This is a genomic window from Govania unica (assembly GCF_027920805.1).
In the GTDB taxonomy this organism is placed as follows: Bacteria; Pseudomonadota; Alphaproteobacteria; order Sphingomonadales; family Govanellaceae; genus Govanella; species Govanella unica.
This window is the reverse complement of the sequence record NZ_JANWOI010000001.1, coordinates 180,312-201,211: the sequence shown is the minus strand read 5'-3', so window position 1 is coordinate 201,211 and position 20,900 is coordinate 180,312. Positions and strand designations below refer to the sequence as shown.

The window sequence follows — 20,900 nt, the reverse complement described above, 5'->3', positions numbered from 1 at the left end:
ATGACCGCAGAACCGTCCTCGATCATCGCTCCTCCACTCGCCAAGATTGATTGGCAGGAGATTATTTTTGCGCCGCGCCCGCAGCGACTGCAACTGTTGCGGCTGAAGGCCAGCTGGCCCTGCACAGACATCGCGGTTCGCGTCCACCGTAACGCGCCATTTGAATATATTCAGCAAACCATTGCCCCCTTTCTTGCCTATGCCGATCTCGCCGGGCAATTTGAATTCAGCGATTACGACGACAGCCTGCCCTTTCAAGCCCTTGAGAGTGATGCAGATGTGGAACTCATCTGGCTCGACCATGAACGTTATCGTGACCGGATGGATGCCGCGACGCTCACCGACTGGCTCCGGGCACGCTGCGCCGCGCTCCGCCAGCTGAGCACGGCCCCCATCCTGATCAATAACTGGCCCGCCGACCATGAAACCGCCAACGGCTTCAATAGCTTGCTACAGGAGGTGGTCAAGACGGTAAGCGGCGTGAGAGTCATCGATCTTCTCCCCATTTATGAAGATCTTGGTGATGCCTTTCTTGATCGCCGCCTTGCCGCTGTCGGAGCAACGACCTTGAGCGGGACTGCCAATCTGATGATCGCGCGCCACCTGGGGCTTGACATCCTTCCCGCATCCCTGCGCCCCCGTCTCAAGGCAATCGCACTTGATCTCGACAACACACTTTATGCCGGCGTACTCGGTGAAGATGGCCCGGAAGGACTAGAGCTGACCCCCGCGCACAAACTCTTGCAGGAAAAGCTGCGAGAATTGCGCGATAGCGGTCTCTTTCTTGCCGTTATTTCCAAGAACGACCCCCAAGATGTCGAGCGCCTTTTTGAGACGCGCAAGGATTTTCCCCTTCAACGTCATGATTTCTCGGTCATGTCCGTAAGCTGGGGCCGCAAATCGAGCGGACTCGCAACCATTGCCGAAAAATTGCGGATTGGCCTTGATGCCACCCTCTATCTTGACGACAACACCGGCGAACTGGCTGAGGTCACGGCACTTCAACCGGATATCAAGGTTATTTATGCTGCCGACCCCACCCATGCCCTTAATGCCCTGACCGACTATCCGAACCTCCGGGCTGTTAGCGCTGACGCCACCGATCAATTACGGGTGAATGATCTCGCCGCAGCCGAACAGCGCGCCGCCCTGCGGACGCAAAGCCTCAACCCCGCCGACTACCTTGCAAGCCTCGCAACGAAACTGGCTATTTCCGTGAACGACCCAAGCCAACTATCGCGGGCGCACAGTCTGGCCAATAAAACCAATCAATTCATTCTCAGCTTGCGACGCTTCACCGAAGCCGAGGTCGCCGCCTGGGTGCAGGATCCCGACAATCGACTTGTCACCATTTCGATGTCCGACCGCCTGTCAGACAGTGGCAATATCGCCGCCGTCTTCCTGAAACGCCATGGCGGGACGATCGAGGTGTCGGAACTTTGCGTGTCCTGTCGCGCGCTCGGGCGGAATATCGAAGACCTACTGCTGATCAAGGCCATCGAAATCGCCTATCCGGATTTCACCCCTCATGACCTGACCATCCATCATGTCACGGGGCCGCGGAACGAACCCGGGCGATCCTGGCTACGCGCTTTTGCGGCTTTGACAGAAATAACCGCGAACGGCTATATCACATTGCCATGGCCGCCGCCAAAGGCTAAAGAAATTCTCGATATTTCCATACTGGTTCGGTCCGCCTGAAGAAAGCCCAATACGATGCTGACAAGGCAGAAAATTACCGAGATTTTGTCGCTGGTCCTTCAGAAGGATTTTGCGTCGGGAATCGAGATCTCCCGAGAAACCGAGGAGGGCTGGGATTCTCTCAAGCATGTCGAACTCATTTTCGCTTTGGAAGACGCCTTCGAGGTCAGCTTTGACGAAAATGACATGACGCAAATGACCAGCATCGACGCCATTGTCGCCTGCATCGAAACATACAATGCGGCATGACATTTCCATTACCGGCTTTGCCTATCGACTGAGGCCGGCAACGGTTGACGATAGCGCCTTTATTCTGAAGCTCAGAAACAACCCTGAGCTTGCTAGGTATATAAATGCCACGTCCAGCTGTCTCGCTGATCAGGAGCTTTGGTTTAAAGCCTATGAGGAGCGGAGCGGAGACTATTACTTCATTATCGAAAATCAAGACGGACAGCCCGAAGGGACCATAGGTCTGTATGATTTAGATAAGGACCATACAAAGGCTGAATGGGGCCGCTGGATTCTCCTCCCGGGCTCGAAAGCGGCAACTGAAAGTGCCTGGCTGATCTATCGGATTGCCTTTGAGCAATTGGGACTTGATTACGTCTATTGCCGCACGGTTGCCGACAACGAAAAAGTCGTCTCCTTTCACGATTCTTTTGGCGTGAAACGACAAGCCGTCCTACCCGGCCTGTTCGAGCTCAATGGCCGTTCCCACGACGCTATAGAACATGGTGTCGTCCGCAACGACTGGGGTACCATTTCTTTGCGTTTAAAAAAATTATGCGAACGCCTAGCAAAACTCCTGCAGCGCAGCGAGGCAACGTCATGATTTCCGGCAACGAGTTTCACCATATCGGAATCGCCTGCACCGACTTCAACCGCGAACAGCTTGCCTTTGCCGCTTTGGGTTATGCAGCGGAAGGTCCGGATTTTGAAGACCCCATTCAAGGCATTCGCGGTCGTTTTCTGACCGGCGGCGGCCCAAGGCTTGAGCTCGTATCTCAGCTCGCCCGGGGTGGTGTGCTGGAAGACTGGCTGAAACGGGGGGTAAAATTTTACCATATGGCCTATACAGTCGAAAATATGGACGCAGCAATCGCCGCAGCCCTTGAGCGACGCGGCAAGCTGATCGTCGCTCCGGTTCCCGCCGTTGCCTTCAATGGCCGGAACATATGTTTTATGATGATGCCAAATATGGCGCTGGTTGAGTGGATTGAAAGGTAGATGATGAACGAGGAAAAAACTCGCCTGGCCGATATCGCCAGCCAGTCACTGTATTGTGCCGGTGTTAATCGCGATACGATTGTCCATTGTTTTGATATTTTCAAAAGATTCATGAACAACGGATCGATTCTGGAAATGGGCCCGGCGGAAGGGATCATGACCGACCTTCTCGTCGATCTGCCCAATTCCTTGACCGTGGTCGAAGGATCGGAAATTTTCTGCCAGAGCCTGACCAAACGGCACCCTTCAATAAACGTCGTGCACGCTCTCTTTGAAGAATATAAGCCAACTCAAAAATTCGATAACATTATCCTCGGCCATGTGCTCGAGCATGTGGAAGACCCCGTCGATATTCTGCGCCATGCACGGAACTGGCTGACACCGACCGGACAAATTCTGGCCGCGGTTCCGAACAGTCGGTCTCTGCATCGACAGGCTGCCGTCATTATGGAAATGCTGTCTTTCGAAGAGCAATTGAACGAGCCGGACCGCCACCACGGTCATCGCCGGGTTTATAATCCGGAAACTTATCGTCGGGATTTTCTGGCCGCTGGCCTCAAGATCAAACAATTTGGCGGTTATTGGATGAAGCCACTGTCCAACAAACAGATCGAGGACAGCTGGAGCCCAGAACTGTTAAAGGCATTCATGACGCTCGGAGAGCGTTATCCCGACATCGCCGGCGAAATATACGTTGTAGCAGGCCTGTAACATGTCTCTTGCCGACTGCCAGCTCATTACACTGCCGCGCCTTGATGATGAGCGCGGCAGTCTGAGTTTTTTGGAAGGCGACCGGCATATCCCCTTCGCCATCAAACGAATTTACTATCTCTATGACATAAAGCCCCAACAGTCGCGGGGCGCGCATGCACATAAGAAATGCAAGCGTGTGTTGATCCCCATCCATGGACGGTTCACCGTTTTGCTGGATGACGGCAGCAATCGCAAATCACTCGTGCTGTCGGAACCCAACCAGGGGCTTTATATCAGTCCCATGACCTGGCTAGATCTTGATGACTTCTCCGACGGCGCGGTGTGCCTGGCCGTTGCGTCCGACTATTACAGTGAAGATGACTATTATCGTGATTACCGCAGCTTTTGCGATGCGGCGAGAGGGTGTGAATGACCGTTCCTTTTCTTGATCTCAAGGCGACCTACCTCGAACTCAAGGACGAGTTTGATGCCGCCTATGCCCGCGTCATGGATTCTGGATGGTATATTCTCGGCGATGAGGTCGAAGCCTTTGAGCAGGAATTCGCCGCCTATTGCGGGACTCGGCATTGTATCGGTGTCGCTAATGGCCTTGACGCCTTGATGCTGGTGTTGCGGGCCTGGGAGATCGGCCCTGGCGATGAAGTCATTGTGCCGTCAAATACCTATATCGCCAGCTGGCTTGCCGTGACTTATGTGGGCGCGACCCCGGTTCCGGTGGAGCCCGACATCACGACCTATAATCTTGACCCGGATCTGATCGAAGCCGCCATCACGCCGCGAACGCGGGCCATAATGCCCGTTCATCTTTACGGCCAACCCGCGGATATGGACCGGATCAATGCCATCGCCCGCAAGCATAACCTGAAGGTCCTCGAAGACAGTGCCCAGGCGCACGGATCCCGATACCGCGGGCGCCGGGCCGGTTCCCTGGGCGACGCCTCGGGATTCAGCTTCTACCCCGGAAAAAACCTCGGTGCATTTGGCGATGGTGGGGCCATCACCACCGACGATGCCGCTTTGGCCGAGCGGGTCCGCATGCTGCGAAACTATGGCTCGCGCGTCAAATATCATAATGAGCTGCAGGGGGTGAACTCCCGCCTGGATCCCCTCCAAGCCGCATTCCTGCGCGTTAAGCTGCCCCATCTCGACAACTGGAATGCCCGTCGCAAAGCTATTGCCCAAGCCTATCTGACGGCCTTAAGCAACAGTCCCTTGATACTCCCCACTGTCCCGGACTGGGCCGAACCCGTCTGGCATTTGTTCGTCGTCCGTACACAAGACAGAGAGCGCATCCGACAGCAGCTCCAAACCGCTGACGTTTCATCGATGATCCATTATCCGGTACCGCCGCATTTGCAACCCGCCTATGCTGATCTCGAAATGACTTCCGGCGCGTTGCCTATCGCAGAAACAATCCATAACGAAGTCATGAGCCTGCCTATCGGACCGCATCTGCCAACAGAACAATTAAACGCAACTATTGTTGCTCTAAAAAACACAATAATATTTTTTCAGGACTAACATATGGCCTCCGGCTACAGAAACTATCATGCTTGAAATTGCAAAAGCGGCCATTAAAACGGCAGGTGGCACACTTATCGGTTTATTATTAGCCGCCGTTGCAACAAAAATTCTGGCCATACTTATTGGCCCGGCAGGTATGGGCGTCCTATCCATTATCCGTCAGCTTCATCAGACTCTACTTCTTGTTTGCGGTTTGAATGGACAAACTGCAATGACACAGGGCATCATTAGTAGACCACCTGAGCGCCAGCCTTTCTATACAGCGACGATATTGTGGATTCTGTTGATCTGGTCGTTTGTTTTCGTCTGTGCAATGTTTGCTTTTGCTGCCCCGCTTGGGCGGTTTATTTTTGCCGGAACCGTCTCCAATCAAACCCTGCTCATTTACTGCATGATCGTGCCCGGCGTCCTCGCTGCAAGCACATCCTTTGTCGCCGGCGTCATTAACGCTCACCGCGGAATCGGAACTTTGGCGATAGGCCCTGTGATTGCAGGGCTCGGCTGGGTGGCAATGGCTTACCCGGTTGGCCTGTGGTTTCAGCAAGGGAATGTCATCGCTTTTATCGGGCTGATCACCCTGACCAGCGGAAGCACATTTCTGTTCTATGCATGGCGTTGCTGGAAAGCAGGCTGGTTGTCAGGTGTTTGGTCTGCCATGCAACACAGTTTCGATCAACCCGGCGCTAGACAATTTCTAGCCTTCGCGGCCAGCAGTCTGATATCGGGCCTGGCGGGTATGGTAACCTTGCTGGCGTTGCGCATCTTAATCTCCCGTCATTTGGGAATTAAGGAAGCAGGCTACTTTGACACCGCCTGGACACTCAGCATGATGTACGTAACAGTCCTGCTGTCTTCCTTTTCCACCTATTATATGCCCACTCTTGCTGCCGTCGCCAACCGCCACCAAATTACACCTCTCATCCTTATGATGGTACGCTTCAGCTTAATTGTGGGGGTTCCTCTTATTGTTGGCGTAATAGCCTTTAAACCTTTAATAATAAATATTTTATATAGTAGTCAATTTATGCTCGCACTTCCCATGATGGAGTGGATGCTGATTGGAGATTTCTTTAAAATTATTAGTTATATATTCGCTATGACCGTTTTGGCATTCCCAAATATGAAGATTTACGTTCTCTCCGATATTCTATGGTATATTTTGTTTTTCTCTTGCGCGAGCGTCAGCGTAATTGTTTTTAAAAATCTAGAGTATATTGGACTTGCATTTCTATTAAGTTATGTTTTTTCAATGATTATTTATATATCTTATTCATACTACGCTCACAAAGTAACATTGAATAAAAAACTATTAACTTACTTATTATCTGGATTCATTATTGTAACGCTGTCATCTATTTTATGCTGGAATGATCAAAATTTACATTGGAGTAAATCTATAATTATTTCAATATCTGGCATCATTTATTCATGTTTTCTCTTAGAGAAGTCTGAATTATATACAATAATTCAGAGAATTAAAGAATTCTGAAATATTCGGACTGACTGACAATGGATGAATATTATATCAATAAGCCACGCTCAGATAACCTATTCGGCTTGACCCATCAAGCTCATGTGATGCGTTCGCTCATTTAAATAACAGAGCTCTGATTGACAATGCATCACATAGAGGATTTCTAAAATAATATCCGCACAAGCGTCTTTATGGGTGAGGGTATTTTTATTCGCCTGAGTATCTACTAGGATCATAGGGTGTCTTTCTCTTCAACAAGCGCATCATGAACCATTTTATCATATCCAAAAGATCACAAATCTTGTTCCAAAAAGACAATTTAAAATTAACGGGGCTAGCCTCTTCAAATGCTTGAACATATAGAGCAAAATTTATAGATGCAGAAAACCGCGCGGCCTTTTCTCGACTTTCACGGGAAGCAATTTCATATGTCCCATCATCCCAAAGCAAAGAATCACTAATTATTTCGGATATATTTTTAGTTGGTCTATCGTAATTTCTTTCACCAATATTCATATCATTATGAAGATGAAAAAATCCAATACTTTCCGGTTTTTCATTACGCTCCATAGCTATGATGCTTGGCACACCGCAAGCTGCTGCTTCAATTAGAGAGGTTCCCATACCAATAAATATATAGGCGTCACTCAGCACTGATGACAACTTACTATAGGGAACGCTCCCATGCATAAATATATGATTTCCTAATTTCTTGACCTTAATTTTATTTTCTATATCCGACCTTAACTCACCATCACCATAAATATGGAATTCAACGTCATTCCCTTTTCTTAATAGTTCAGAGATTATATCAATCATTTGAGGGATATACGTCTTAAAATTTTCCAGTCTTCCTATAGATATTATTTTATTTCTTTTTTCAATCCTTACTAAGTTCTTATACTTATCCACGTCCAGAGGAATAGGTATTACTTTCGCCCCCACCCAATTCACACCGATATTTTTTTCATGTGAAATTAGAAACTCTTTACTCATTGAAATTATATTACTTGAATTAATTGATTGTAGTATTTTTTCTAAAAATAATTGCCTGTACCCTTTTCTTTTAGATACCCAAGCGTATTCCATAGATGAATAAATACCGATAATATTCTTTGCTTTCTCTTGTCCTTTTATTTGAAGGCTATGGAAAAATCCGTGAATACCAAAATTCATAATAACATCAAATTTCTTTAACTCTTCTATTTCGCCAAAAATGAAATATGGCTTCCTATTAAAAATCCTTACATCAGCAAACAATTTCGCTCTTTCCAATAATTCTTTATCGTATTTCCCAAAAATAATATACACAGTGACCTCATGCCCGTTTGCCTTCAGGAATTCTGAAAAACGAACAATAAGCGTTTCAACTCCCCCAATTTGAAGATCATTTACCATCAAGATTTTCATATGATCAGGTCCGTATTTATTTCTTACATTGGAATATTAGCATTGATGTTATTGCGTATTTTAGATACTGATGAAGCATTGATACGCATACCCTGTACCATAAAAAAAATCGATGAAAAAGGAGGCAAACATTAAAAATTCGGTTTCGGATAGCAGTATCGGCCTCGCCGAAGTTATTACTTGGCTTCACCGGTACAGATGGACGCTTATGGCATTTATATTGCTTTCGTCTGTAACTGCTGGAATTGTCTCCTTTGTGATGCCCTACACTTATGAAGCTCGAGCTATCCTCCAACCAGTCACCCAAGAGGACAGCAATCAGGGAATTAGCCACAACAGTCTCGGCAGTCTAGCTGGCGCCGTCCTAGGAGGCTCAGGTGGAATGGCCGATGATACGACCGTGACCTTGGCCCAAATGCGATCCAGCAGCGTCATCCTAGATTTTATCAAGGATGAGAGCCTGCTGCCCGATCTTTATCCTCGGATGTGGGATCAAAAGACCCAAAGCTGGAAGGACAAGAAGCCATCTCTCGAACGCGCCGCTTTGAAATTTGCTCAGCGAGTAACCGCAGCAAAGGATAAAGACGGCCTAATTACCGTCACCGCCAGCTGGAACAGCGCCGCTAACGCTCAAGCAGTCGTGCAGAAATTTATAGCACGGATTAATAAACTCCGGCGCGATCAAGCTAGGCTTGAAGCGGAACGGAACCTTGAATATCTCTATGCGCGGCTTCGAGAAGAACCCACTCTGGAATTGAGAAACACTGTCTCGTCAATGATCGCCAAAGAAATGCGGACAATCATGCGCACGGAAAACCCTAGTGATTACAGCCTCAAAATCATTGATCCGCCACTCATACCCGAATTCCGATCCAGCCCGAAACGAGCGCTGCTTGTCCTCCTCGGTGCGATCTTTGGATTTGCTGCGGGGGTCATCTCACTTTTAATCCGGCAATCCCTTCGAGCGGCCAAGTGACCACGCTTCTTAACAAGAACCGATTTCGTCAGCTGCCTATCTTCCTAGCCCTTATACTGACGATTTTTGCAAGCAGCATCCTTGCCCAATCGGGGACGGATATGCTCGGCATGACTGCCGTACTCTGCGGCCTACTTATTGTTTTGTGGATCGGGCGAAACAATCCACCTTTGCAACTTTTGCTTTTGTGTGCCTTTATTTTACGGGCTGGTGCGGGGCTCGCTCATATCTATCTCTTCCCTCTGCCCGACACCGAGCTCGATGCAACAACCTTTGAAAAAAACGGCTGGCAATGGGCCCTGCAGGGCTGGAGCTATGCTGCCCATAATTTCACGCTCGGTGCCTTTTTTTATTCCTGGATTGTCAGCATCGTCTATCTCATAACGGACCGCAGCCCGCTTTTAATTCAGGTTATCAATAACTTGCTAGCAGTCGGCATTGTGTTGAACGTCTTTAAACTCAGTCGCTATTTATACAGTGAACATGTTGCCCGCAAGGTGACATGGATCGCCGTTCTGATGCCCAGCATGATCCTCTATGGGACAACGACACACCGCGAAGCATTCTTTACATTCTTCTTTACGCTCGGCTGTTACCATCTGGTGAAATGGTATAATGAGCGGTCCCTGATATATTTTGTATCGGGATCAGTCTTCGTGATTTTTTCCGCCATTTTTCATTATGCGGCAATTTTCTGCCTCGGCGCATTTTATGCCGGCATCTACTTCACCTATAACTACCGAATTATAAAAAGAGGGATGAATTTTTTATCTTTTGTCTCGATTACGCTCAATTCTCTCGTATTTTTTGCTTTATTTTTTGCCATTTATAATTTCGAGATTGGCGCATACTCTATCTCCTTTATTTTGGGTGGTGACTCCGACGCCATCAAAAGCATCGTACAAGAATCCCTGTCGCACGCCGAGGGTCGGCTGGCATACTTGCAGGATTTTGAAGTCAACGGCCTTGGTGACTTACTAATTCTAACTCCGCTTAGAATAGTCTATTTTTTCTTCAGTCCATTTATCTGGAATCTTCAGGCCGTTTCCGATATTTTAATTTCCGGAGAAGGCATTGTCTATTTTATCATCATAATATTGATCTTCAGATCTTTGATATTTAATTGCAGCAAGAAATCCTCGTTTCCTTTATTAGTCATGCTGGCTGCAGCTATTTTTATTTTCAGCTTTGGATCTTCAAATTCCGGAACCGCATTCCGGCACAAAGCTAAAATTGCGCCGCTGATGATCTGTTTAATTGCTTATCCACTGCGATCAAATCATAAAGCCAAAAATCATCCCGCACGGCCCTTCACAGCAAGACGCCTGAAATGATCACTGTCCTCATCCTGTTCTCATCATCGGAAATTGGAGGCGCAGAGCGCAGCCTGTCTCGTATGGCGCTTGATCCGGGAGCGTCAGATATCCAGTATAAATTTGCCACACTCGGCTCCGAGTCAGGGGCATGGGTCACATGGTTGCGGGATCAAGGACAAGATCCGATCGTCCTCGGTCCAGATAGCCGATGCAGAAAATTTGCTTATTATTCATTCGCAAGTCGCAAATTCATCTCGGCCTGGCGGCAGATCCAACCTGATGTCATCTATGTCGTCGGTCTGAAAGCGGCACTCCTCGCACGCTTGCTGAAGCCGCTCATGCCGTCCACAAAAATTATTCACGCAATCCGGACCAATTTGCCTGAAGGCTCCATACTCGCACGCAATTTTACCATCAGTGAACGGCTTTTAAGCCCTTGCACCGATGGTTATATCACCAACTCCAAGGTGGCCGCATGCCGCTTAACGGAAATAGCGAACGTCCCCCCTCAGAAGATCACCGTAATCTATAATGGCCTAGACACAGGCACCGCTTCTGAGACCGCTAGCGACAAAGTCCAAAACGAAATCTGCGTCGTCGCTAATATCAATCAATACAAGGGCCATCTCCAATTTCTCGACGTGGTCTCCCGCGTGTGCGCTGAAATCCCGAATGTTCACTTTACCTTTGTCGGCAGGGATGACCTTGGCGGGCGCCTGCAACAGGAAATAACGGCCCGCGGCCTAAGCACAGTCATCACTTTAGCGGGTTATCAAGATCAACCCGCCCCTTTCCTGCAACGCGCCAGCATCTTTGTCTTGCCGTCGCTCACTACGGAAGGGACGCCCACCTCTATCCTCGAGGCCTTCAGCTTTGGTCTGCCCGTTGTCGCCTATAAGATCGGCGGCATTCCGGAGCTTGTCGCCAATGACCAGGATGGCTTTCTGATCGAGCCAGGCAATGCCGGTAAAATGGCTGATGCTTTGATAAAAATGATAAAAAATCCGGAACTTGCAGTGACAATGGGGCGGAGCGGCCAACAAAAAATCACCACCCATTTCACGCTATCTGCCAGTGCTGACAAACATAATGATTACTGGCACAGTCTGCTGCAAGAAGCTAAGTAAGATCTAATGTAGCTAAAAAGGCGTTGCCGAATGCAAAATACACAGACAAATTTGGATCAGAAGGTTGCAGACGGGTTTGGCGACGAATGGAGCCGCTTTGATCAAACCGGCCTGAGCACCCGAGAGCGCGAAGACATCTTCAATGAGTATTTCGCGATTTTCCCCTGGGACAAGCTGCCCGCGCAAGCCGTCGGTTTTGACCTCGGTTGCGGTAGTGGGCGCTGGGCACAAGTGGTCTCAACCCGCGTCGGAACGCTCCATTGCATTGATGCGAGCGACGCCGCTTTGGCCGTCGCCCGCCGCAACCTTTCCACACAATCAAATTGCCAATTTCATCATGCCTCCGTAGAGGCCATTCCGCTGGCTGATGGCAGCGCTGATTTCGGCTATTCGCTTGGTGTTCTTCACCATGTTCCGGATACCATGGCCGGCCTCAAAAGTTGTGTCGCCAAACTGAAGCCTGGCGCGCCATTTCTGGTCTATCTCTATTACCGGTTTGACAATCGACCATTATGGTTCCGGGCCATCTGGGGCTTGAGCGACGGCCTTCGCCGCGTCACATCCAAACTGCCTCACGGTCCGCGCTATCTATGCAGCCAGGTTCTTGCAGGTCTCGTTTACTGGCCGCTGGCGCGCGGGGCCAACCTGCTGTCGAAGCTTGGCCTTAGAACTGACACCATTCCTTTATCCTATTACAAGGATAAATCCTTCTATGTCATGCGCACGGACGCACTCGATCGTTTTGGGACACGTCTTGAACAGCGCTTTACGCGGCTGGAGATCAAACACATGATGGAAGCGGCGGGTCTCCGCGATGTGACTTTCAGCCCCGACACACCACATTGGTGCGCTGTCGGGATCAAGAACTAGACGAACAAAAGGATCAAACGTTTTAAATGTGCGGCTTCACAGGCTTCATCGAACGGGCCAGCCGGTCCTACCCCCTCGCAACGACTGGTGAGCGCATGGCTTTGGCCATCCTCCATCGCGGACCGGACGACGCCGGGGTGTGGACGGATGCCGAAGCGGGCATTTGTCTCGCCCATCGCCGCTTGTCGATCCTGGATCTTTCGCCCCATGGTCATCAGCCCATGGCCTCGACCTGCGGCCGCTATGTGATTGTGTTCAACGGTGAGATCTATAATCACCACCAGATCCGCCGCGATCTTGAACAGCAACATGGCCCGCAAAGCTGGCGCGGGCATTCGGATACCGAGGTCATGCTGGCGGCCATCGCCCATTGGGGTTTGCAGAAGGCGCTTGAGGCCTTCAACGGTATGTTCGCCTTTGCCCTTTGGGACCGCCAGGACCGGGTGCTCCATCTTGCCCGCGACCGTGCCGGGGAAAAGCCGCTTTATTACGGCTGGGCTGGATCAGCTTTTCTGTTCGGCTCGGAACTGAAGGCGCTGCGCGCCCATCCCGCCTGGAATGCGCCGGTGGACCGCACCGCGCTCGCGCTTTATCTCAAATATAATTATGTCCCGGCGCCGCTGTCGATCCATCAAGGCATTTTCAAACTGAAGCCAGGCTGCTACCTGAGCCTGCCGCTCGACAGCGCTCCCGGACAGCTGCCTGAGGCGCAGGAATACTGGTCGGCCATCGCCGCTGCGCAGTACGGTCTCGCCAATCCGTTCGAGGCCAGCGATGCCGAACTTGCGGCCGAGCTTGAGACTCTCCTCAAAGATGCCGTCGCCCTGCGGATGGAGGCCGACGTGCCACTCGGAGCCTTCCTCTCGGGCGGCATCGATTCCTCGACCGTTGTGGCCCTCATGCAGGCACAGTCGCGCCGTCCGGTGCAGACTTTCACCATTGGCTTCAACGAAGAAGGCTATAATGAAGCCGTCCATGCCAAAGCCGTGGCCCGCCATCTCGGCACCGACCATACCGAGCTTTATGTAACGCCTGAGGAAGCTCTCGACGTCATCCCGCGCTTGCCCCACATGTATGATGAGCCGTTCGCGGACTCGTCCCAGATCCCGACCTATCTGGTATCCGCTCTCGCCCGGAAACATGTAACCGTATCGCTTTCGGGGGATGCCGGAGATGAATTGTTCTGTGGCTATAACCGTTATTTTCAGGGCCGCAGGATCTGGGACAAACTTGACCGGGTGCCGCATGGCGGCCGCAAGGGGATCGCATCTCTCCTCGAAAGCCTCACGCCTGCGACCTGGGACAGTCTTGGCCGCATCGTCCCTCAAAGGCTCCGGCCGCCGGCCCTTGGCGACAAACTCCACAAGCTTGCCCGGGTCATTCGCACCGACAGCCCGGACGTCATGTATGACGGCCTGATTTCCCAGTGGTCACTTGACGCCGCCGTTGTCAAAGGCGCGGATTATGATCGCGCCCTTGGGCTATCGCAGCTTGATCCGTCGCTCCTGCCCGATTTCACCGCGCGCATGATGCTGAACGATCAACTTGCCTATCTGGCTGATGACATTCTGGTCAAGGTCGATCGCGCCAGCATGGCCGTCAGCCTTGAAAGCCGTGTGCCGTTCCTCGATCACCGGGTCATTGAACATGCCTGGCGCATTCCCCTCGCGGCCAAGATCCGCGACGGCAAGGGCAAGGCCGTGCTCCGAAATGTGCTTTATAACTATGTGCCGCGCGACCTGATCGAACGGCCCAAGATGGGCTTCGGCGTGCCCATCGATCAATGGCTCCGTGGACCTTTGCGCGACTGGTGCGAAGACCTGCTGAGTGCCCGGAAACTCACCGACGGCGGCTATTTCGAAGCAGCCCCGATCCGCCAGAAATGGCAGGAGCATCTGAGCGGCACTCGCAACTGGTCCTATCATCTGTGGACCATCCTGATGTTTCAGGCTTGGCTCGAACGACAGGTGGAAGACGAAACCTCCCTCCCAGCCGCCATTGCCGTATCGGCCTCCTGAAGCAGTCTATAATGAGCCCTGACAAGAAAAAACGGCTGGTTTTTGTCATCAATCGGACCCAATTCTTTCTGTCCCACCGGCTACCGATTGCCATGGCGGCGGCGCAGGCGGGATATGATGTGCATGTCGCGGTAGCCGACGGGCCGGATACGCCGATCCTCAAGGCAACCGGGCTATCCGTTCATACCATTCCGTTGACGCGAAGCGCCATGTCGCCGCGCGGCGAGCTTAAAACCATCCAAAGTTTAAAATCGCTTTATGAGACCGTGCGGCCCGATATTGTCCATCATGTAACGATCAAACCGGTCTTATATGGCACCCTCGCCGCCCGGCTAGCTGGGGTTCCGGCGGTGGTCAATGCCATTTCGGGGCTCGGCTTTGTCTTCACCGCGAATGGTGCCAAGGCGGCACTCCGGCGCGGGCTTGTGTCGCAAGCCTATCGGTCTATTCTGCGCCATCACAACCAGCGGGTGATTTTCCAGAACCAGGATGACTACGCTGTGTTCCGCAAGGCCGGGATCGTCCGCCCCCATGACGCCTTTTTCATCAAGGGCTCTGGCACCGATCTCGACCTGTTCACTCCGCGCCCCGAGCCCGAGGGGCCTGTCACCATCATTCTGCCCGCCCGCCTGCTGCGCGACAAAGGTGTCAATGAGTTCGCAGCGGCAGCCCATATTCTGAAGGCACGCCATCCCTCCCTCCGCATGGTGCTGGTCGGCGAGAGCGATTTCGGCAATCCGACCGCTGTGGCCGAAGCGCAACTTCAGGACTGGCAACAGTCCGGCGATCTCGAATGGTGGGGCTATCAAACCGACATGCCTGCGGTGCTCGCCCAGGCTCACGTCGTCTGTCTGCCGTCCTACCGCGAGGGGCTGCCGAAATCCCTGATTGATGCGGCTGCGAGCGGCCACCCCATCGTCACCACCGACGTGCCCGGCTGCCGTGACGTTGTGACCCATGGCGACAACGGGTTGCTGGTGCCGGTGCGTGATGCAGTGGCGCTCGCCGATGCGCTTGAGACCCTGATCCTTGACCGCGACTTGCGGATTCGCATGGGCGCACGCGGGCGGGCGCGGGCCGAGGCCGAGTTCTCGCTCGACAGCGTGATCGACAAGCATCTCACCCTTTATGACGAGCTTCTCAGCCGCTAAGGCCGCTCGTCCTCGCCGCGGGGGTCGATGGCATAGGCTTCGGGCGAGGTGGTGGGCACCTGACGGAAGCCGCGTTTTTCTTCGACCGGGACTGCGGCGCGGCTCATGCTGAAGCTGATGGCCGTCACCGCGAACAGGCCATGCACCACCGCCGTGTAGAGATAAAGTGTGCCGGTGCCGAAGATTTCCATCACCAGGGACGCGACCATAGCCCCAAGCACCGAGCCGCTGCTGAAAATAAACAGCAGCCCTCCGGAAATCTGCACGAATTCTCCCGGCCGGGCGCGGTCATTGGCCATGGCGATGCAGATTGAGGACAGGGAAAACAGAAAAGCCCCGAACACAAAGCTGACCATCAACAACATGGACACCGAATAGCTCGCGAGAAAGGTCACGGCCACACCGCAAAGCGCCGCGCCAAGGCTGACCCCAGCCGCCACCCGCCGCCGGTCCACGTAATCCGACAGTCGTCCGGCGATCCATTGACAGGTCGCCCCGCCCATGACCATCACGCTGAGATAAAGGCTGAGTTCGGCGGCCGTAAGCCCTTCCTGACGACCGAACACCGGACCAAAGCCCCAATAGGCCGAGGTGGTGAGACCAGCGGTGAAACTGCCGACCATGGCCACACGGCTGGTTGCCCATAATCTGCGGAGATTGATCGAGACCCGGCTGACCGGACGCGGCGCCCGTGACTTGGTCAGCGCCACCGGCACCACCGCAAGCAGAATGGCGAGGCCCGCCACCGAAAAGATACGCGGGTCTCCGGGCGGCAACAGATTGATCATCAACTGACCGATGGCGATCATCATCAGGGACAGGGCCGAATAAATCGACAGCACCAGCCCGCGCAATTCATTGGTGGCGCGATCATTTAGCCAGCTTTCCACCGACATATAGACCCCGGCGATGAGAAATCCGTGGGTCAGGCGCAGCAGCATCCAGATCACCGGCGTCGGCGCGAAGGCATAGAGCAGGGTCATGGCCGCCACTCCGGCCGCAAGGGCGGCAAAGGCACGGACATGACCAACCTCGGCAATGATGCGGCCGCAATAGATCGACCCCGCCATCTGCCCGGCCGCATAAGCCGACCACAACAGACCGATCGTGACGCGCGAATAGCCCGCGTCCGCAGCCCAAAGCGGCACCAGAGTGGATTGCAGCCCATGTCCGGTAAAGAGAAACGCCGCTCCCAGCAGAAGCGCGGACAAGGTGATGACGGCAGTACGGATCACGAAAACAGCCTCAAGTTACAGCAAAAATCGCGCCTTATTGCGCCCCTCCGCCCCGCAAGAAATCAAGCGCCGCAAAAGACAATGCCTTCACTCCGACGGGCAGAGCTGCCTCATTGACATAGAATTTAGGCGAATGATTGGCAGCCGCCTCGCCTGTCTTCACGCCATCCTTGTTGATGCCAAGAAAAAAGAAAAAGCTCGGGACGTCCTTGCCGTAAAAAGCAAAATCCTCGGACCCCATGATCAAGGGCACTTCCAGCACCCGGTCGTCTCCCGCCGCACGGCGCAAGGCGGGCAGGCTCGCCGCTGTCAGGGCAGGATCGTTGAACACGACCGGGGCATAGCTTGAATGGATGATTTCGGCGCTGGCTCCGGCGCTTGTGGCCACCTGCGTCACCGTGCGGTCGAGCCGTTTCAGCAGTTCGTCACGCACCCCCGGATCGAAGGTGCGGATGGTGCCGATCATTTCGACGCTGTCCGGAATGATATTGCCGCGCACGCCACCGGTAATGCGGCCGATCGAGATCACCGACGGCGACCGGGTAATGTCAAGCTGACGGCTTGGAATGGTCTGGATCGCCATCACGATCTGTCCGGCCACGGTGATCGGATCGGTCCCGTACCAGGGCGATGAGCCATGGGTTTGACGGCCCTGGACCACGATCTTGAGGTCATCGGCGGCGGCCATGGTTTCCCGCGGACGATAGCCGATGGTCCCGGCTTCCACCGGCCAGACATGGAGCCCGAACACGGCGGCGGGTTTCTGCGTGCCCTTGAACAGCCCTTGCTTCATCATCAGGGCCGCGCCGCCTTCTTCTCCGGCCGGAGCGCCTTCCTCGGCGGGCTGGAAGATGAACATGACGGTGCCCGGAATGTCCGCGCGCATGCCCGCAAGCACCTCGGCCACACCCATCAGCATCGCCGTATGGGCATCATGGCCACAGGCATGCATGACGCCCACGGTCTCGCCATTATACTGGGTGGTGACTTTGGAGGCGAAGGGCAGATCCACCTGTTCGGTCACCGGCAGCGCGTCCATATCGGCACGGAGGGCGACCACAGGTCCGGGCTTGCCGCCCTTCAGAATCCCGACCACGCCGGTATGGGCCACATCGATTCTGACCTCATCAAACTTCAGGGCCTTCAGATGCTTGGCCACAAGGGCGCCGGTGCGGACTTCCCGGTTCGAAAGTTCCGGATGCTGATGGATATCGCGACGCCAGGTAACAAGTTTGCTCTCTATGGCCTTGGTCGCGTTGGTGACTTTGTCGTCAAGACCGTCGGCGTTGGCCGCCCCGGCAAAAAGCCCCAGCAGTGTCCCCGCCGTCAGCATCCATGACGACACCCGTCCTGCACGCAATCCAATGGCTTTCATGAGCACTCCCCCCTTTTTCCAACAACAGCAATATTTCGCCTGACATCCCGAGCGGACTATAATGCCCGAGAGCACTATAATGGGTGACTTTGCCGCTCACCGCAACGCTTGGCTTTCTCGAAACAAAGCTCACGCCATGCGGTCAAAATGGCGTAATATATAGGGACTGCTTGATGTTACCCGTTGCTTTTGTAAGTCCGGGCTGGAATTCATCAGGGGCGGACTTCAGAGGAGACCTTGAGTCATGACCGAGCCGACAGCTGAAACCCCAAACACCGGCCCGAGCCAACAGCCCGTCATAGAGCGGAGCGGCCCTGAGCTCGCCCGCAATCTCGATATGCTGCTGCTCACCTATGTGGCCTTTCTGCTCGGGCTGGTCACGGGCTGGTGTGGCGCCATTGTCGGGGTCATCATCGCTTATCTCAAGCGGGATGAAGTTGTGGGAACCTGGCGTGAAAGCCATTACACCTGGCTCATTCGGACCTTCTGGATCGGCCTGCTGTTTGTCGTCATTGGCTGGGCCACTATCTGGTTCCTCGTCGGATTTCTGGTCTTTTTCCTGACTTTCCTTTGGGTCGTGATCCGCCTGATCAAGGGCTGGATCGCCTATTCGAACGAACAACCCATTACGAAACCCGACGCCTGGTTCATCGGCTAAGCCGATCCTCAGTAAAAGATCACGAATGTGACCAGATACATGGCCGCCATCACCGTCGGCCAATAGAGAATCTTGGCCAAGAGATTGTCGCGGTACTGCACCCATCTGAGCGAGGTGTCATAGGTGAACAGGATGGCATTGATGCAGGCCGCGAGGATCACCGCATAGGTGATGAGATAGAAATATTCACCATAAAAGATCTTGGTGGCGGAGATCGCACCGCGGACTTCGATATGTGAAATCAGCACCGCGAAAAACAATGCCGCGCAGGTGGTGATGATGGTCGCCGCGTTGAACCCGAGCAGCTCCTTTTGTCCGGCATGACGCGTCACCGTCATCTGCATGGCGAAAATCAGCAACAGCACCAGAAGAATCGGCGTGATGTGCGAGACAAAGGGATCGAGAAAATTGCGCACGATTTCCACGTTGAAATACAGTTCCTGCTGCCCCCCATGGCTCATGGCGGCATCGATGCCGAAATCGCTGTTATAGCCATTCTGCCGATATTCGAAAAAGCTCTTGATGGCCGACCATCCGCTGATGAACAATGTCCGCTCAAGGCCCGGCAAGGCGCTTGGATTGGTCATGCGATAGGCGGAGAAATCCGGCACCAACACCACCGAATGGACAATATCGGCCGGCCAGAACCTGAGCCAGATGGCCTCCCGATCGAACGGAAAGCGCTCATAGCTGAACGCCTGACGCACGGTCGCGCGAATGCGCCAGCCGATGACTTCATCCTGCCCGCGATATTGACGGAACACTTCGGTCATATCGACTTCCTCGGCTTCCGGCAGAGTGACGCCGCGCACCAGGGTCGACCCCTTCGGATAGCGCTGCCAGACATAGCCGGTCAGTACGAGATTGTTGGCGGACAGGAACTCGATGGATTGCAGGAATACGCCGGTCGGGATGAAAACCGGCAGCTGACGCTCCTCCTTGAGGGCTTGGCGCAGCACCCGGCGTTCGAAGCTATCCAGAGCCCCGAGCCCCGCGATCATCTGGCCATGGGTACGGACCGAGCCCTTGGTCTCAAGCGTCAGCGCCCAGATGGCCGCGATGGCCAGGACAAATCCAAGCGCCACCAGCGACGACCAGCGCCAGGCCTGACGCACGACCGCATTGCCTTCCTGCTCGGTCGAAACCAGATGGGCGCGATGGGCGATATGAGCCCCGCCAAGCAAAATCGGCAACACCACCGCCAGCATGGTCAGCAGCAAAATCCGCCGGTAACGGGCCGAGAAATCGAGCTGGAGATCCTGCCAGCTATGCACGGTCACAAGCGTCCATCCCGGCCCGCGAATGCTGCGCGTGGCGAGGCGGCTTTTATAGCCGGTGATCTGGCTCAGGAAATTGGCGTTGTCACCGCGGGCATAACTCTTCGCCTCGCCACCCGTCTGATCGTCGAGACCGGGAGACACCAGAATGCGCCCGTCTTTCGCCAGAAGTGCGCCGTAGCCATGATGACCAAGATCAAGATGTGTGACCACGGACGCAATCCGGGACAAGGGATAGGTCACCCGCACCACGGCACGCTGACCGCCCATAAGCTGCACCGACAAAGCGAAATCCACATAGGTTTCACCATTGGCCGGGTCCGTACGCGGGCTGTCCCAGACCTGCCCCTGCCGCAGCGCCTCGTGATACCAGCTGACCGTCGGCGCGGTGTAGTCATAGTCCACTTCAATCCGCCCCTGGCGGAAGCCTCCGGCCTCGCGCAGGACCAAAGGCCCCGCCAGCCGGTAATCCGGATCGAAGGCAAACGGCTCGAACGCCACACCGATTGCGGTGATCTCCGGATAGCGAGCAATCAGCCGCCCGATCACGTGTTCGGTATCCGCCTTATGAGATTGAAGCGCGGCCACATCACGTGCCGCTAGGCGCGCCACCGCTTCGACTTCGGCCATGATGCCCGCGATCTTATTGTTGGCGGCATCGCTGACCCGGTCCTGTTCCTGTATCAGCTGGCTGCGTGCATTCGCGCGCTCCTGCCACAGACCGATGCCGAAATAAAGCAACGCCGCCATGACCACTGCCACGAGGCCCAGGCAACAGCGCACAAATTTGCGCTGCCATACCAATCGGTCTTCAGCCGTCATGGCGGAACGTCCTTTCCTTGGGCCC

The 20,900-nt window shown here is 53.7% G+C and carries 19 protein-coding genes and 1 pseudogene; 16 read left to right on the top strand and 4 right to left on the bottom strand.

Annotated elements, in window-relative coordinates; translation table 11 throughout:
• Genes NYP16_RS00865 through NYP16_RS00830 form a run of 8 tightly spaced genes read left to right on the top strand, consistent with a single transcriptional unit; the run spans position 1 to position 6,655 of the window.
• Entirely contained in the window at positions 1-1,701 is a 1,701-nt protein-coding gene (locus tag NYP16_RS00865) for an HAD-IIIC family phosphatase (RefSeq protein WP_274942217.1), read from the top strand.
• A gap of 15 nt (positions 1,702-1,716) precedes the next feature.
• Positions 1,717-1,950 carry an acyl carrier protein gene (locus NYP16_RS00860; RefSeq protein ID WP_274942216.1) on the top strand — a complete coding sequence of 78 codons (234 nt, stop codon included), beginning with the start codon at positions 1,717-1,719 and terminating at the stop codon, positions 1,948-1,950.
• The gene (locus NYP16_RS00855) at positions 1,940-2,533 is read left to right on the top strand and encodes a GNAT family N-acetyltransferase (protein WP_274942215.1); all 594 of its coding nucleotides are present in this window, start codon (positions 1,940-1,942) and stop codon (positions 2,531-2,533) included. The genes NYP16_RS00860 and NYP16_RS00855 overlap by 11 nt, the downstream gene beginning before the upstream one ends.
• Positions 2,530-2,928, top strand: coding sequence for a VOC family protein (locus NYP16_RS00850; RefSeq protein ID WP_274942214.1), 399 nt, complete (start codon positions 2,530-2,532; stop codon positions 2,926-2,928). Before NYP16_RS00855 ends, NYP16_RS00850 begins: the two co-directional genes overlap by 4 nt.
• Positions 2,929-3,639: a class I SAM-dependent methyltransferase gene (locus tag NYP16_RS00845; RefSeq protein WP_274942213.1), complete on the top strand. Its 711-nt coding sequence runs from the start codon at positions 2,929-2,931 to the stop codon at positions 3,637-3,639.
• Position 3,640: 1 nt separating this feature from the next.
• The gene (locus NYP16_RS00840; RefSeq protein ID WP_274942212.1) at positions 3,641-4,054 is read left to right on the top strand and encodes a sugar 3,4-ketoisomerase; all 414 of its coding nucleotides are present in this window, start codon (positions 3,641-3,643) and stop codon (positions 4,052-4,054) included.
• Positions 4,051-5,163 carry a DegT/DnrJ/EryC1/StrS family aminotransferase gene (locus NYP16_RS00835; protein WP_274942211.1) on the top strand — a complete coding sequence of 371 codons (1,113 nt, stop codon included), beginning with the start codon at positions 4,051-4,053 and terminating at the stop codon, positions 5,161-5,163. Before NYP16_RS00840 ends, NYP16_RS00835 begins: the two co-directional genes overlap by 4 nt.
• 28 nt (positions 5,164-5,191) lie before the next feature.
• Positions 5,192-6,655, top strand: a complete 1,464-nt coding sequence (locus NYP16_RS00830) for an oligosaccharide flippase family protein (RefSeq protein ID WP_274942210.1) — start codon at positions 5,192-5,194, stop codon at positions 6,653-6,655.
• A 192-nt stretch (positions 6,656-6,847) separates the two neighbouring features.
• Here NYP16_RS00830 and NYP16_RS00825 read toward each other — a convergent pair whose 3' ends face one another.
• Positions 6,848-8,050, bottom strand: a complete 1,203-nt coding sequence (locus NYP16_RS00825; RefSeq protein WP_274942209.1) for a glycosyltransferase family 4 protein — start codon at positions 8,048-8,050, stop codon at positions 6,848-6,850.
• A 112-nt stretch (positions 8,051-8,162) separates the two neighbouring features.
• Here NYP16_RS00825 and NYP16_RS14595 point away from each other — a divergent pair.
• The 7 genes and pseudogenes from NYP16_RS14595 to NYP16_RS00795 all read left to right on the top strand — a co-directional run.
• Positions 8,163-8,375, top strand: a pseudogene (locus NYP16_RS14595) (Wzz/FepE/Etk N-terminal domain-containing protein); the annotation flags it as partial.
• A gap of 57 nt (positions 8,376-8,432) precedes the next feature.
• Positions 8,433-9,026, top strand: a complete 594-nt coding sequence (locus NYP16_RS00820) for a hypothetical protein (RefSeq protein WP_274942208.1) — start codon at positions 8,433-8,435, stop codon at positions 9,024-9,026.
• Between the two features lie 110 nt (positions 9,027-9,136).
• Positions 9,137-10,360 carry a hypothetical protein gene (locus NYP16_RS00815; RefSeq protein WP_274942207.1) on the top strand — a complete coding sequence of 408 codons (1,224 nt, stop codon included), beginning with the start codon at positions 9,137-9,139 and terminating at the stop codon, positions 10,358-10,360.
• Positions 10,357-11,469 (top strand): glycosyltransferase family 4 protein, encoded by a 1,113-nt coding sequence (locus NYP16_RS00810; RefSeq protein ID WP_274942206.1) that lies wholly within the window; start codon positions 10,357-10,359, stop codon positions 11,467-11,469. Before NYP16_RS00815 ends, NYP16_RS00810 begins: the two co-directional genes overlap by 4 nt.
• Before the next feature lie 30 nt (positions 11,470-11,499).
• Positions 11,500-12,339 (top strand): class I SAM-dependent methyltransferase, encoded by an 840-nt coding sequence (locus tag NYP16_RS00805; RefSeq protein ID WP_274942205.1) that lies wholly within the window; start codon positions 11,500-11,502, stop codon positions 12,337-12,339.
• A 26-nt stretch (positions 12,340-12,365) separates the two neighbouring features.
• A complete protein-coding gene (gene asnB, locus NYP16_RS00800; protein ID WP_274942204.1) occupies positions 12,366-14,357 on the top strand; it encodes an asparagine synthase (glutamine-hydrolyzing) in 1,992 nt (663 codons plus the stop codon).
• Between the two features lie 11 nt (positions 14,358-14,368).
• Positions 14,369-15,508 (top strand): glycosyltransferase family 4 protein, encoded by a 1,140-nt coding sequence (locus NYP16_RS00795; protein WP_274942203.1) that lies wholly within the window; start codon positions 14,369-14,371, stop codon positions 15,506-15,508.
• Here NYP16_RS00795 and NYP16_RS00790 read toward each other — a convergent pair.
• Both NYP16_RS00790 and NYP16_RS00785 read right to left on the bottom strand, forming a co-directional pair.
• Positions 15,505-16,743 carry an MFS transporter gene (locus tag NYP16_RS00790; RefSeq protein ID WP_274942202.1) on the bottom strand — a complete coding sequence of 413 codons (1,239 nt, stop codon included), beginning with the start codon at positions 16,741-16,743 and terminating at the stop codon, positions 15,505-15,507. The genes NYP16_RS00795 and NYP16_RS00790 overlap by 4 nt on opposite strands.
• Positions 16,744-16,777: 34 nt before the next feature.
• Complete coding sequence (locus NYP16_RS00785) at positions 16,778-18,118, bottom strand: amidohydrolase (protein WP_274942201.1); 1,341 nt, start codon at positions 18,116-18,118, stop codon at positions 16,778-16,780.
• 244 nt (positions 18,119-18,362) lie between these two features.
• Here NYP16_RS00785 and NYP16_RS00780 point away from each other — a divergent pair, with 244 nt between their 5' ends.
• Positions 18,363-18,776, top strand: coding sequence for a DUF4870 family protein (locus NYP16_RS00780; RefSeq protein ID WP_274942200.1), 414 nt, complete (start codon positions 18,363-18,365; stop codon positions 18,774-18,776).
• Between the two features lie 8 nt (positions 18,777-18,784).
• On the opposite strand, the gene NYP16_RS00775 is transcribed toward NYP16_RS00780, so the two are convergent.
• Positions 18,785-20,875: a cache domain-containing protein gene (locus NYP16_RS00775; protein ID WP_274942199.1), complete on the bottom strand. Its 2,091-nt coding sequence runs from the start codon at positions 20,873-20,875 to the stop codon at positions 18,785-18,787.
• Positions 20,876-20,900 lie beyond the last annotated feature (25 nt).